Origin of the sequence: Cupriavidus sp. a3 (assembly GCF_051015765.1) — a bacterium.
Classification (GTDB): Bacteria; Pseudomonadota; Gammaproteobacteria; order Burkholderiales; family Burkholderiaceae; genus Cupriavidus; species Cupriavidus oxalaticus_A.
The window spans coordinates 3,768,718-3,782,333 of the sequence record NZ_CP170643.1 but is presented as its reverse complement, the minus strand read 5'-3'; the positions used below and the strand labels follow the sequence as shown (position 1 = coordinate 3,782,333).

The 13,616-nt window shown below is 61.3% G+C and carries 11 protein-coding genes; 3 read left to right on the top strand and 8 right to left on the bottom strand.

The genetic code is table 11. The features are described from left to right. Window positions 1-21: 21 nt before the first annotated feature. Entirely contained in the window at window positions 22-1,089 is a 1,068-nt protein-coding gene (locus ACAD63_RS18100) for an IS110 family transposase (RefSeq protein ID WP_434033108.1), read from the bottom strand. A gap of 164 nt (window positions 1,090-1,253) precedes the next feature. On the opposite strand from ACAD63_RS18100, the gene ACAD63_RS18095 reads away from it, so the two are divergent. Continuing rightward, window positions 1,254-1,550: a hypothetical protein gene (locus ACAD63_RS18095; protein WP_434033107.1), complete on the top strand. Its 297-nt coding sequence runs from the start codon at window positions 1,254-1,256 to the stop codon at window positions 1,548-1,550. A gap of 476 nt (window positions 1,551-2,026) precedes the next feature. On the opposite strand, the gene ACAD63_RS18090 is transcribed toward ACAD63_RS18095, so the two are convergent. The 4 genes from ACAD63_RS18090 to ACAD63_RS18075 all read right to left on the bottom strand — a co-directional run bounded on the left by ACAD63_RS18090 (window position 2,027) and on the right by ACAD63_RS18075 (window position 6,997). Continuing rightward, window positions 2,027-3,673, bottom strand: a complete 1,647-nt coding sequence (locus ACAD63_RS18090) for a 3-(methylthio)propionyl-CoA ligase (protein ID WP_434033106.1) — start codon at window positions 3,671-3,673, stop codon at window positions 2,027-2,029. 284 nt (window positions 3,674-3,957) lie between these two features. After that, window positions 3,958-4,437, bottom strand: coding sequence for a 2,4'-dihydroxyacetophenone dioxygenase family protein (locus ACAD63_RS18085; RefSeq protein WP_434033105.1), 480 nt, complete (start codon window positions 4,435-4,437; stop codon window positions 3,958-3,960). 173 nt (window positions 4,438-4,610) lie between these two features. Next, on the bottom strand, window positions 4,611-5,570 hold the full coding sequence (locus ACAD63_RS18080; protein ID WP_434033104.1) for a TauD/TfdA dioxygenase family protein: 960 nt from the start codon (window positions 5,568-5,570) through the stop codon (window positions 4,611-4,613). Between the two features lie 380 nt (window positions 5,571-5,950). Then, the gene (locus ACAD63_RS18075; RefSeq protein ID WP_434033103.1) at window positions 5,951-6,997 is read right to left on the bottom strand and encodes an AraC family transcriptional regulator; all 1,047 of its coding nucleotides are present in this window, start codon (window positions 6,995-6,997) and stop codon (window positions 5,951-5,953) included. A gap of 89 nt (window positions 6,998-7,086) precedes the next feature. On the opposite strand from ACAD63_RS18075, the gene ACAD63_RS18070 reads away from it, so the two are divergent. Further along, on the top strand, window positions 7,087-8,118 hold the full coding sequence (locus ACAD63_RS18070) for an alpha/beta fold hydrolase (protein WP_434033102.1): 1,032 nt from the start codon (window positions 7,087-7,089) through the stop codon (window positions 8,116-8,118). Between the two features lie 239 nt (window positions 8,119-8,357). After that, the gene (locus ACAD63_RS18065) at window positions 8,358-9,632 is read left to right on the top strand and encodes an MFS transporter (RefSeq protein ID WP_434033101.1); all 1,275 of its coding nucleotides are present in this window, start codon (window positions 8,358-8,360) and stop codon (window positions 9,630-9,632) included. Window positions 9,633-9,843: 211 nt separating this feature from the next. Here the strand turns inward: ACAD63_RS18065 and ACAD63_RS18060 are convergent, their stop codons facing one another. From ACAD63_RS18060 to fahA, 3 genes are all read right to left on the bottom strand, one after another. Continuing rightward, on the bottom strand, window positions 9,844-10,167 hold the full coding sequence (locus tag ACAD63_RS18060) for a hypothetical protein (RefSeq protein WP_434033100.1): 324 nt from the start codon (window positions 10,165-10,167) through the stop codon (window positions 9,844-9,846). A 390-nt stretch (window positions 10,168-10,557) separates the two neighbouring features. Beyond that, a complete protein-coding gene (locus tag ACAD63_RS18055; RefSeq protein WP_434033099.1) occupies window positions 10,558-12,267 on the bottom strand; it encodes a CocE/NonD family hydrolase in 1,710 nt (569 codons plus the stop codon). 32 nt (window positions 12,268-12,299) lie between these two features. After that, the gene (fahA, locus tag ACAD63_RS18050) at window positions 12,300-13,607 is read right to left on the bottom strand and encodes a fumarylacetoacetase (RefSeq protein ID WP_434033098.1); all 1,308 of its coding nucleotides are present in this window, start codon (window positions 13,605-13,607) and stop codon (window positions 12,300-12,302) included. Window positions 13,608-13,616 lie beyond the last annotated feature (9 nt).

The following is a 13,616-nucleotide window of genomic DNA, read 5'->3' as shown; positions in this document are numbered from 1 at the left end:
GCGAAGTCGCTGCAAGCTACCTCAGTCGACTAGCTGCAGCATGAACCAGACGTGTCCGCGCTGGACAGAACACCTCATGTAGTCAGGTCGGTACTGCCTGTCATGCCTCCATAATGCCCACACAGTTCGAGCGATCTTGTTGGCCAGCGCGACAGCGGCTATGTTGCTATTGCGCCGACGCGCCACGTCGTGGACCCAACCTTGCTCCATACCCTTTCGTCGTGACGCGAAGATTGCTGAGCGCGCACAGTGAATCAACAACGTCCGCAAGTAGGAGTCGCCACGCTTGCTGATTCCAAGCAGATTTTGCTTTCCACCGCTTGAGTGTTGCCTTGGCACCAGGCCTAGCCAAGCGGCCAACTCTCGGCCGTTCTTGAAGTGCTTCGCGTCCCCTATAGTTGCCACCAGCGCAGTGGCTGTCACGGGGCCGACACCTGGTATCTTCTCGAGCTTGCAGGATAGGTCGCTCTGCCTGTGCCACGCCCTGATCTCTGCATCGATTTCTGATACCTGTTGGTGAAGCGCTTTGAGATGTGCCATCAAGCGCTGTATGAGCTGCCGGAACGTCCCCGGTAGCTCGTTCGAGCCGTCCTCAATGATGTCGGGGACCTTTTCCGCAATGCAGGCGATTCCTTGAGGTAGGACGAATCCATACTCGCTGAGCAGGCCACGGATCTGATTGGCCTGCGCGGTGCGAGCGCTCACAAATCTCTGGCGAGCCCGATGCAAGGCCAACATCGCCTGCTGCTCGACATTCTTGATCGGTACAAAGCGCATGTTGGGACGGGTTACCGCTTCACAAATCGCCTCTGCGTCGGCGGCATCGTGCTTGTTGGTCTTGACATAGGGCTTGACGAACTGCGGTGCCATTAGGCGGACCGTGTGCCCCATGCCTTGTAGCCTCCTGGCCCAGTAATGTGCACTGCCGCACGCTTCCATGCCAACAAGGGCGGGCGCAAGGTTCGCGAAGAATATTGCCACCTGATGGCGTTTGAGTTGTCTTCTCAAGACGATCTTGCCGTTCTCAGAAACACCATGAACCTGGAAGACGTTCTTCGCCAGATCGATGCCGATGGTAGTAGCCTTCATGATGGATGCTCCCTTCCGTGAAGTGGTGATATGCAACTCCACTGTGGCACATCGATGCCGTTTGGTTGGGGGCGTCCATCCCATTGTTTTGGCGCGGTCTCCTCATCGCGTAAGTCTTCCAGCACGGTTCACACATCGAATCCCATCCGTAAGCCATTGATCTTATGGAAGATTCCCTGTCAATCGCGGGGCCGATCACCTTTGCACGTCCGCGAGGTGCGCATCGGTTCGAAGCATTCAGCCCGAAGCTTGCGCGGCGCGTCATGTTCTATCAGCGCTCCGCCGTGGAACAGTGGCTGCTGCTGGAAGCAGATCCGGCAGTCGTTACGTTCTGTGAACGGCCGGGCTATGCGCAGATCGAAGGCTTATCTCTGTACAACCGTTTCGGAACGTTGCCGATTCACACCTCCCCGCGGCTGCGCGAGGCGGGCAATCGGACAGGGACGGTGGGCATGGGCTAGAATCGGCTGCCATCGGACTCCCGCGCCCTCCCGCGCCCTCCACAAGCCGTGGTCGCGGCTCAGGCCGCCCGCCGCTTGCTTCTCCCTCCATGCCAACCGCTTATCCTGAAGTCTCCGGGGCTCAATCCTCGCGCGAGCGCGCTGACGCTGTCCTGTGGATCAAGTCCCAGATGGCCCGCCTTGGGCTGACCTAGGAGCACCTCCTGGCGGCAGGCTGTTTCGCGCCGCCCGGTGTGGCCGGAGGCTCTGCCTCGGGCGTCATCCGGTTCCGGGACGCCGCTGGCCACGCCTGGGATGGCGTTGGCGCTCTACCGGACTGGCTGCAGCGCGCCGTCAATGCCGGCCAGTCGATCGAGCATTTCGGCGTCGAGCGAAGGAAATAGCGCGGGCCGAAGGCCGTTCCCGACCCCGAGCGGCCGTTCGTTCGCCTTGGCGTTGCGACTGCTTTGGGACCCACTTCGGCCTTCGCAGCGCACTCATCCCGCAGCGATTGCTATCAAATGATCGCCGAATTGTTCCCGCAAGCGATTTTTCAGAATCTTGCCCGTCGCACCCAAAGGGATGGTCTCTACGAAGATCACATCGTCCGGCCTCCACCATTTGGCGATCTTGCCCTCGTAGAAGGCGAGCAGTTCATCCCGCGTAAGATCCGTTTGCGGCCTTCTGACTACGATCAACAGCGGGCGCTCATCCCATTTGGCATGCTTCGCAGCGATGCATGCGGCCTGGAAAACGGCCGGATGCGCCATTGCGATGTTTTCCAGGTCGATCGAGCCAATCCATTCGCCGCCTGACTTGATTACGTCCTTGCTGCGGTCCGTGATCTGCATGAAGCCATCGCGGTCTATGCTCGCAACATCGCCGGTCGGGAACCAGCCATGGGCTTGCTCATCGACTTGTAGCGGATTTCCGCCTTCGCTTCGGAAGTATTCCCGTACGACCCACGGCCCGCGTACAAGCAGGTCTCCGGTCGTTACGCCATCCCAAGGCAACTCGCGACCGTCCGTACCGACGATTTTCATGTCGACGCCGAACAGCGCACGGCCCTGCTTCGACTGGATCGTGAGACGGTCTTCGTAGCTCATCTCCCAGTGTTTGGGTTTCATCGAGCAAACGGTCCCGATCGGGCTCAGCTCGGTCATACCCCAGGCGTGCAGCACCGCCACGGCGTACTTGTCCTGAAACTGGCGCAACATGGCAGGTGGGCAGGCCGCGCCACCAATAATGGTACGCGCCATGCCGGAGAATTCCTCTCCTGTCTGCTCCAGATGGTTCAGCAGGCCTTGCCAGACTGTCGGGACGCCTGCGGAGAGCGTGACCTGCTCGGCTTCAAGCAGTTCGTACAGCGATTTGCCATCCAATGCCGGTCCGGGGAAGACAAGCTTGGCCCCAACCATGCACGCAATGTATGGAAGGCCCCAGGCATTGACATGAAACATCGGTACGACCGGCAGGATCACGTCGCGTGCCGAACAATTCAGTGCATCCGGCAGCGCGGCCGCATAGGTGTGCAGCAGGGATGAGCGGTGACTGTACAGGACACCTTTGGGGTTTCCAGTCGTTCCGGAGGTGTAGCACAGCGTACTGGCGCTTTCCTCGTCAAGAACCGGCCACGCGTAGTCGGGCGAGCTTCGCTCGATCAGGTCTTCATAGCAAAGGAGGTCAATACCGGCATCCTGCGGCATGTGGGCGCGGTCGGTCATTGCGATGAACGCCTTGACCGTCTTGCAGCGGCTGGCGATGGCCTTGATCAGCGGCAGGAAGGTCAGGTCAAAGAAGATGTACTGGTCTTCGGCGTGGTTCGCGATATATGCGACCTGGTCCTCATGCAGGCGCGGATTGATGGTATGAAGGATGGCCCCCATCCCTGATACGCCATAGTAAAGCTCCATGTGGCGATAGCCGTTCCATGCCAGCGTGCCGATGCGGTCGGACGGCCCGACTCCGAGGGCGGCGAGCGCGCCGGCCATCTGGCGCGAGCGGCGGTGGCAATCGCGGAACGTGTAGCGATGGATATCGCCCTCGACCCGTCGTGAGACGATTTCCGTATCGCCATGGTGCCGGTCAGCGTGCACGATGAGAGAGGAAATCAACAACTGCTTTTGCATCATCAGGCCATTCATGGCGTCATTCCGTTTCTACTGTTGTCTGTCAGCCCGCGACTCTGGCGGCAAAAGCCCCAGGCTGCGGAATGGGCCGCGCCATCAGGGTGCGCGGTCGTCGTTCAGGCGCGCCAAAGTTCGCTGCGGGCCATGAATGAGGCAGGCAGCCGACGCGGCACCGTGTTTGGATAAGGATGAATGGACCCTTGGCTGCTCGCTGGGGGCGATCTGGGAGACGGCCAAGGATCAATAGTCAGCCTGCAGCGGGAAGCCGTGGGGGATCCCACGGCGTTCCTGGGCAGTACTTAGTTGAACGCCGTGAGGTCTTTCGGCTCGATGTCATGCTTTTCGCAATAGGCGAGGTAGCGTTGCATCGCGGTCTTCCAGTTCTCAATGGCCATGACCTTGTCGTTCTCGTCGACAAACACAAGGTCGCCAGTCACGATCACAAGCGTCTCGACGTAGCTGTCAGTGCTTTCCGTGCTGACGACTTCAGGTGTATGGGTTGAGGCCGCTGTCTCGTACACCACGCTGCCGGGCCCGGCCACCCAGTCGTGCTCCTTGTATTTCCACTGGCCTTCGATGGTGTAGACGATGACCGTGCCGGTGTGGTGGTGCTTGGGAAGCTGCATGCCGATGGGTGCCTTCATCCGCACGATCCATTCGCCCCGCACCGGGTCAAGCTTGAAGTACTTCAGCAGGACATCTTCCGAATAGGGCGTGAACGGAACCCAAGGCAGCGATTCGCCATCGATGACTGCGGTATCGACTTGTTGGTAAAGCATGACTGTCTCCAGTGATTTGATATAAGACGGCATTTCAATACACCGCCTGATGCAACACGCGTGGGGTCAGGAGCCTCATCCTTCCTCGAAATTGTTCCGGGTGAGGCGCTGTTGCCGCCGCCATGGGTTGGCTGGCGGACTTCTCAGGGGGTTTTCCGGCGGGACTGTCCGGATCAGGAAAGGGACGTGCCTGTCAGCGTCGCGCGAAGCATCTTGCGCGGCGCATTGCCATAGTCCGACACGGCATAGTGTTGGCACAGCAGGTTGTCCCACATTGCCACGGTGTTGTCGCGCCATTTCAGGCGCACCTGGTATTCAGGAATCGCGGCCTGCGAGCACAGGTAGTACAGCAGGTGGTGTGACTCGGGCATGAAGTCCTGGCCGTAGCGAATGTCCGTGAAGTTGAAATAGTTCACGAAGTGGGTCGTGAATGCCGAATTGACAAACAGAACCTTTTCCTGGGTCTCCGGATGGATCAGAACGACCGGATGTTCGCTGCCCGGGTTCTTTTCTGCGGCGGCGTGGCGTTCGTCCTTCGGATACTGGGCCAGGAAGACATGTTCGGCGCTGTGCTTGGCATACAGGCCATCAATCCGTTGCTTGACGGCCTCGGGAAGGCGTTCATAGGCCATCACCATGTTGGACCAGATCGTATCGCCGCCGTTTTCCGGTCCCATTTCGCGGCGCAAGACTGCGCCACGCGGAGGGGCCTTCTTGTAGGTCACGTCCGAATGCCAGAGGTTCTCCCGGCTGGCCTTCTCGACAAAATTCTGCTTGTTCGGATCGATATTCCGATAGAGCATGAGAAGCTTGTCAGCGTCCGGATGGCTTGGCGCAAGCGGGTGCGCTTCCAGTTCGCTGAATTGCGCTGCAAACGCCTGCTGCTCCAGGGGAGTGATGTCCTGATCGCGGAAGAACAGCACCTTGTGCTTGAGCCACATCCCCCGGATTTCAGCAATGAGATCAGGATCTTGAGCGGCATCGGCCAGGCTGACGTTGCTGAGTTCAGCGCCGATGGCAGGCGTGCAAAGCTCCACCCTGATTGAGTGTTGACGCGCCGATGGCCGGATGATGGCTGGTGCCGTGGGGGAATTCTGCGTGTCCCTGTTCTGTGCCGTAGCTGTTGCTGTCATAGCTGTCTCCAATTTGAGTCTGTGCCCGAGGTATGCGAGCGTTTGCCTCGCATAGGTGGATCGGCACGCTAGGGCATCGACGGCGCTTGATCAATCCACCTGAGTGCAGCTATCTTAGGTTTTGTCGCTGCCTCAGTGATTAGCCCATTGGGCCAATTACTTAGCAGCCTGAGACATGCGCAGAAGAGAGTACTGACTCGGCCCTGCGATGCAGGGTCTCATTCCGATAGGGAGATTCGGGAGAGCGGAGCCTGGTTCGGGTCTCTATGACCAGGCTTGCGCAGTTGGCATCGTCAGTTGCCGCCGCAGACTAGGCGCAACTAGGGGCAATGGAAGCCGGTGGCAGACAGGCGTGGGCCGCATCAGACCCTCAAGTGATCTCATCCACGTTTCAGTCCGGGTCTGGACGTCGCCGTTCCCTGCCTATAGTCGGCTGCCCAATCCGATGGGGTCTTGCCAAACTCTCTGCGGAACCAGCGGGAGAAGTCGCCAGCGGTGGAGAATCCAAGCAGTTCGGCGACCTCATATAGCTTGCGCCTGCTATTGGCCAGGTATTCCTCGGCGAGCTCCAATCGCACGGCATTGACAATCGTTGTCGCGCTCTCGCCGCTGCTTGCCAGATGCCGGTTGAGCGTGCGCCGGTTGATACCCAGATGTTGGGAGATTCGCTCGACCGAACACAGCCCAGTCGGTAGCAACATCTTGACGACTTCACGCGAGCGCAGGGTCAGGTCGTCTTCCTCCAGGCTGGCTAACTGCACGTCAAGCAAGCGCTTCACTTCTCGACTGAGCTCCGGGGCAGCCGCCGGAATGGGCAGATCCAGTTCGCGGCGGCGACAGATGAGAGCATTGAATTCCTCGGAGAATTCGACAATGGGCCCCAGCACGCGGCGATGAACATCGAGACTGGTAGGGGCCGCATGGGTAAAGGTGATCGACACGGGGCGAAAGGTATTCCGTGTCAAGACTGCAAAGGCCCGTAGCGCAATGCCGGTCGACATCTCGACCGCCTGGCGCCAGACGCCGGGGCGCCGGAAATCCACATGCAGTATTGCGAGATCCCCCGCATCTTCGAGCCGCAATTGCACCCCGTCGTTGTGCAGTCGCAGGTATCGGGCGGAGGCCAGCATTGCGGAGTACAGAGTTGGTTCCTCGCGGAGTACCAGGGCCAGCATGCCCAGGTTCGCCAGACTTCTCTTCTCTGCCAGCAGTAGGCCAAATGCTTCCTCGCCGGACCGAAGAGCTGACTCTTCGAGCAGCCGTCCGACGGAATCGGCACTGATCATGAGGTTGGGATCGTCCAGCGCTTTGGCCGGTATCTTTGCCAGCCGCAACATGCGAAACGGATCCAGGCCGACCGCTCGGGCAAGGGGTTCGTAGCCGGTAAGCGCGGCAGCCCTGGTCAAAATGTGCCCGTCTCTAGCCATGTCCCAAACCTCTAAGAATTTGTCCCACCTTGCTTAGTATAGTTGCGGCCTTCGCAGCTATAGTCGAAACCCTGACACGGAGGAAGACAATGACTAAGGGCACAGCAGTTCACTGCGCGAAGAGCGACACGTTTGCACCGGCGGATGTCGATGATCCGAATGCGTTCAACCACTGCTTCGCCGAGGTGAACGGCATCCGCATGCACTATGTTGACGAGGGGGAAGGCCCTCTGGTCATCCTGCTTCATGGCTTTCCCTACCTGTGGTACATGTGGCGCCGTCAGATTCCGGCGCTGGTCAACGCCGGATATCGGGTGGTCGTGCCCGACCAGCGGGGATTTGGCCAAAGCGACCGTCCCGACGCGATCGAAGCCTATGACTTGAGTCAGGCCGTTGGCGATATGGTCGGCCTCATGGGGGCGCTCGGCGAGAGTTCAGCCGTGATCGTCGGGCACGACCTCGGCGCCTGGGTCGCTCAGTCGGCCGCCATGCTGCGGCCGGATCTGTTCCGCGCGGTCGTCATGCTCAATACACCGGTGCCGCCACGCGGCAAGGTAAAGCCCAGTGTCGGCTGGAAGGCCATGGCCAAGGGCAAGGTGTATCACCACATGTACTTCCAGCAGGTTGGCAAGCCCGATCGCGAATTGTCCGCCGATACGCGAAAGACGCTACGCAGCGTCTTCTACTCGATTTCCGGGAGCGCCGCAGGCGCCGAGCGTTGGCGCATGCTAATTGAGCCGGGCGAGAGCATTCTCAGCGCCTTCACTGAACCAAAGGAATTCCCCGCATGGCTAAGCGCTCGTGCGCTGGGTTACTACGTGGACGAATACACTCGTACCGGTTTTACCGGCGCCTTGAACTACTACCGCTGTCGCGACCGAAACTGGGAAATCACCGCTTTTCTTGATGGCGCTGTAGTGCGCCAGCCGAGCATGTTCATCGGCGGCGCGGCCGACCCGTCCCTTGAGCTGGTGGGTGATCTCTATGACCAGCTCGACGCGTATCTGCCCGGGCTGCGAAAGAAAGTCCTGCTGCGCGGCGTGGGCCACAGTGCGGCGGAGGAAAGCGTAGAGCAAGTCAACGATTTGCTCCTCGATTTCCTGGGGCAGCTAGAGGGCTGAGTTTCGGAGAGCCTGGAGAGCGAATGGCTTTGCAGGGTGCGACTGAATCGCAAGGGAAAGTTCGTTTTCGCCGTCGACCCGTTCGTGTCCGGTGTCTCGATGCTCTCCCGGTGTTGCCCAAGGTTCCACCAGGAGCCTGGCATCCATTGGCCAGTCGGGCACTGCGCCGCGCGCAATGAGCATAAAGAAAAGCTACGGACAGTTAGCTTAAGCAGCAGCCTAAGAATGGAGACAATACTGTGGCCCTCAATATTCCAGAAACAGCAAGCTACCAAGGTGGGCAACAGCGCCTATCGCGTGGCTATATATGGGTCATCTTCGCACTGACCTTCGGCCTGATCCTGTCCGACTATATGTCGCGGCAGGTACTGAACGCAGTCTTTCCCCAGATCAAGGCCGAATGGGGATTGTCTGATACCCAGCTTGGCACACTCAGTGGCATCGTGTCACTGGCAGTTGGGCTGCTGGCCTTCCCATTATCGTTGGCCGCCGACCGATGGGGACGCGTGCGAAGCGTCATTGCCATGGCGGCGCTCTGGAGCGTCGCGACCCTGCTCTGTGGCCTGTCGCACAACTACTTCACCTTGCTGTCGGCCCGCTTTCTGGTCGGCGTTGGGGAAGCGGCCTACGCCAGCGTCGGCGTGGCCATCCTCATCAGCATCTTCCCCCCGCGGTACACGTCCATGGTCACCGGCGCGTTCATGGCTGGCGGCATGGTCGGCTCGGTCATGGGGATCGCGATGGGCGGTGCACTGGCAAGCCAGTTCGGCTGGCGGAGTGCCTTTGTCGGCATGGCCGTCTATGGCATCATCCTGACCCTTCTTTACATGCTGGTCGTCAACCCCTCACGAATCGAAGGGGAGGCCGGCGTCTATGCCAGAAATAGTTCGGTTGCACGGCCGCCCATCAGGCGTGTACTGAGGGATCTGTTCTCATCCCCGGCTCTGATTTGCATCTATATCGGGAGCGGCCTGCAGCTATTCATCAACGGCGGCATGCTTGCCTGGTTGCCCAGCTTCCTGAATCGAGCCTACGACATGCCATTGAGCAAGGCCGGTGGGGTCGCCGCAATCTTTGTCCTTTGCGGTGCATGCGGCATGCCCCTTTGCGGCGCGCTGGTCGATCGTGTGGGCCGCGATTCGCCCCGGCGAAAGTTGCTCCTGACGGTAGCTTTCAACCTGGCCTGCGCAGTACTGCTCTTTACAGCGCTGCAGCGTCCTGCCGGAACCGCTCAACTGGTACTCATTGCCTTGGGTCTGTTCTTCAGCGCCGGCATCGTGGGGCCGAGCACCACGATGGTCGCGCGGCTGACGCCCAAGGCGATTCACAGTACCGCCATGGCGACGCTGGCCCTGGCCTACAACGTCCTCGGCCTGGCGCCGGGCTCCATCGTCACCGGAGCACTGGCAGATCGGTTGGGGCTGACGCTAGCGCTGCAGCTATTGCCAATCGCAGGGATCGCGTCGGCTTTTGTCCTGTTGCTAGGTGTGCATTATATGCGCGGTGACAAATGACTGTTCGTGTCGATGCGGAACTGACTACCAGTACATGGCGTGAGTGACAGCATGTCGCGGATGCGGCTGCGGCGATTCAGTGGCGTGACCCGACGCAATGCCGGAACGGACTGCCGGACGTCTGAAGTGAAAATAGCCCCCCGCTGTGTGCGAGGCCGCTTTCTCGGATCTTCCCGGGCGGGCCGGGAAGGCCACGCGGCAACGCGTTTCGCTACTGCTTGTTGCTGCTATTGGCGCCGTCGGTAAACGGATCGGCCTTGCCTGCCTTCGCGCCGTCGGTATAGGGATCAGCCTTGCCAGCCCTCGCGCCGTCGGTATACGGGTCGGGCTTCTTGGTCGGCGCCAGGTCGGTGCGGGTCGACGTCTTGGCCCCGTCCGTATAGGGGTCGAATTTCCCGGATTTGGCACCGTCCGTAAATGGATCCGCTTTCCCCTTGGCCCCCTGCGTATACGGATCCACTGCCTTTTGCGCATAGCCGGGCAGTGCTAGTGATGCTCCGAAGGCCGCAATTACCGCGATAACAATCGCTCTCATTCCTTTCTCCTATGAGTATCAACTTCGCTCAAGCGTAGAACCAGACTGGTGCGGGCGATCTGCCGAAAACTGGCCCGGCCCAAGGCGTATCCGCGACGGGCTGCCTGTCCATCGTAGGTCGTACTGTACATATCTGCAATGTCAACGCGTGTACCGCGTCGGCGCCGGCGCCACAGCTAGATGGCTGATACTTGGCCCAAACGAGTCATTGCCCGCAGGCTATGCCAGCGCCCGTTATTGGCCGACTTCGGTCGACGGAGGAGAGGACGCCAGTCGTCTCTTCCCGACCCCCGGGGCTAATGCTCCGGCGCGTCGCATCCACAACGGCGCTTCTCCAGACAAAGCGGACACCGGGCACTAGCCTACTGGCGTGGCCCTGTGTCCGTCCTGTCAGCCCTCCGGGATAACCGGCAGCAGGAGGTGCGCAGCGTACTCGCCCCCGCAGTGAAGGGACGTCACCCCGCCAAATCGTTCCTTGCTGCGATCAACAGGATGGTCGTGCAGCATCACCGAAGATCCGCGCAACTCCTTGCCGTACAGCTTCGGATATGGCCCCGGCAGGTCATGCTGAAAATCGGAACTGCCTATCGTAAGAACAAGCCGGTACCCTTTTGGAAAGACGAAGCAGGTTGGCCAGATCTCGACCTGGACCTCGTACACTTTGCCCAGTTCAAGCATTTGCAGTTCGTCATGCGTGTGCACGGGCTGGTAAGGCCTGGACACGCGTGGATCGAGCTTGCGATGGGATGCCCTCAGCCAGCCTTGGGCAATCGGAGCGCGGGGCTCGACGGCACCGAGCACCAGATGTTCCGTTCCGTCCGGTGCGAACGCTCGCATCGTCAGGAACAAATCGGCGTCCCTGGCCGTCGTGGAAAGGTAGAGCGTCGCAGCCAGTGGGCCGGTCACCTCCGTGTCGCGTTCAAAAGGCACCGTACTGAAGCTCACCTGCCCGCTGATGCCATCAATGGACTGTAGCGATGCCGCTGCCGTTGGCTCCGGACGCAAGGCCCGGCGATCAGCGTCCAGGTACATCCGGGTCCATGCGGTCCTGGCCAGCGGCCATTCGTGTTCGGCGCGCTCGACTAATTTGTCGACGTGGCGGACCTGCAGCCTGATCGGAGGCTCGCAGTCCCATCCGTTGTCCTCTCCCTTGAGAAAGTGGTCGAAGAAGCGGCGCTGGAGCGCGACACCATAGTCCGTATAGAACTCGGTCCAGTGCTCGAGACCGTGCATCTCCAGCCACTTCTGCTTCGATCCCGCGCGCAGGTAGCCTTCGATGTTCCCGCGCAGGTGCAAGCCCTGGCCCCCCCAGTTGCCGCACGAGAGCACCGGTACCTCGATGGCCGGCAAGTCCGCGCGCCGGCCGTCGAAGTAGTCCGCGGTAATGAGTTCCGCCCCGATTTGCATCGCATCGATATCGATGCGGTTGGCCTGCAATGCTTCGTCGCTGAATTCCGCCGGGCCGGAGATCGGCACATCGTTGTTGGGGTTCACGTGCCCACGGCTGCCCAGGCCGTGCTGCACGCTGGTGACCTGCCGCGGATACCATTCGGTCAGGAAGGTGCATAGCATGCCGCCGTGCCGGCAGGCGTCCCGGTAGAAGTCGGTGAAGCCCTCAAACGGGCAGATGGCTGCCAGATGCGGCGGACGCTTGCCGGCCACGATCCATTGGGAGGCAGCGTAGTAGGAGACTCCGGCCAGGCCGATCTTGCCGTTGCTCCACGGCTGCCTGGCCGCCCATTCGATGCAGTCGTGGAAGTCCTGCGCCTCGCGGGCGGAGAAGGGATCTATGACGCCCGGCGACCGGCCGGCGCCGCGGGAATCCACGCGGATGCAGATATAGCCAAGCGGCACCCAGCGTTCGGGATCGGCGGTTTCCCAGTTGGCATACTTGCCGCTGCTGCCGTTCAGGATCTCCGGGTGTGTGGCGGTCAGCGACTTCCACTGCGCGGGAAACCCTGCCTGGAAGGGAAGCCCTTTGGCATAGGGGCCATACGACATCAGCACCGGGTAGCGCCCCTCTGCCGCCGGGCGGAACACGTCAGCGCGCACCACCAGCCCGTCGTCCATGGGAATTTCCACGTCCCAATCGATCTGCATGTCTGTCTCCTGTGGATAGCGTAGGGGCCGGATCAAGTGCGTGCCGCCTGCACGGTGGCGTGATTGGTGCCGAACCCGATACGGGCGTGGCCTTGCCGCTCGCACCAGCCGCGCAACAGGACGGTGTCGCCGTCCTCGAGAAAGCCGCGCTGCTCGCCGTCGCCGATCGCAACGGGCCGCGACCCGGAAGCGGTCAGTTCGATCAACGCGCCAGCCTCGTCGGGCGCGGGGCCGGAGACCGTGCCGCTGCCAAGCAGGTCGCCGGGCTGCAGGTTGCAGCCGCCGACGGTGTGGTGGGCAATCATCTGGCCAAGCGTCCAGTACTGGTGCCGGAAGCTTGTGCGCGTCAGCGCGTGCGGCGGCCGCCCGTTCGCGCGCTGGCGCGCGCTTTGGATCGATACTTCGAGCTGGACGTCGAAGGCGCCGGCGGCGGAGTTTTCGGCGGCACTGAGGTAGTCGAGTGGCTGCGGGCGGTCCGGCGTGCGCGTCCAGCCGGTGCGGTAAGGCAGCAGGGCCTCGAGCGTGACGATCCAGGGCGACAGTGTGGTGGCGAAGTTCTTGGCGAGGAAGGGGCCGAGCGGCTGCATCTCCCAGGTCTGGATATCGCGCGCGGACCAGTCGTTGAGCAGGCACAGGCCGAAGATGTGCTGTTGGGCCTGTGCCAGCGGGATGGAGGTGCCACGTGCATTGCCCATGCCGATCACGGCGCCCACTTCCAGTTCGTAATCGAGCCGCTGGCAAGGTCCATACACCGGTGCGCCGCCCGGATCGGGACGATACTGGCCCATCGGCCGGTAGACCTGCTGGCCACTGACGTCGATGGAAGATACCCGGCCGTGATACGCAAGCGGCAGCCAGTCGAAATTGGGATTCACCTCTAGTCCGAACTGCCGGCAGCAGTTCATGGCGTGATCCAGCGAGGTATAGAAATCCGTGTAGTCGCCGATGCGCACGGGCACGGCGTGCTCGGCATCCGCGTGCGGCACCAGCGCTTGCCGGACTTGCCGTTCAAGCAGACTGCCGGACTGCAACAGCGCGAAGAGTCCATGGCGCAGTGCGCGCCAGGCCGCAGGGCCCAGTTCAAGCAGGGCATTGAGCGTTGGCGCCGCCGCAGCCCGCACGGCTTCGGCGACGCTGTCCGGCAGGCCGGGCAGCGCTTGCAACGCACCGAGATCGACGATCTGGTCGCCAATGGCTACGCCGCCGCGCCACGCCTCGGTGCTGCCCTGGCGGCGGAAGACACCGAGCGGCAGGTTCTGCAGTGGAAAATCGCAGCCGGCGTCATTGGCCGAGTCCAGCCAGCTACGGCGCGAGGCATCATGGGTGTGGTTCAGTTCCATGGTGGGGCA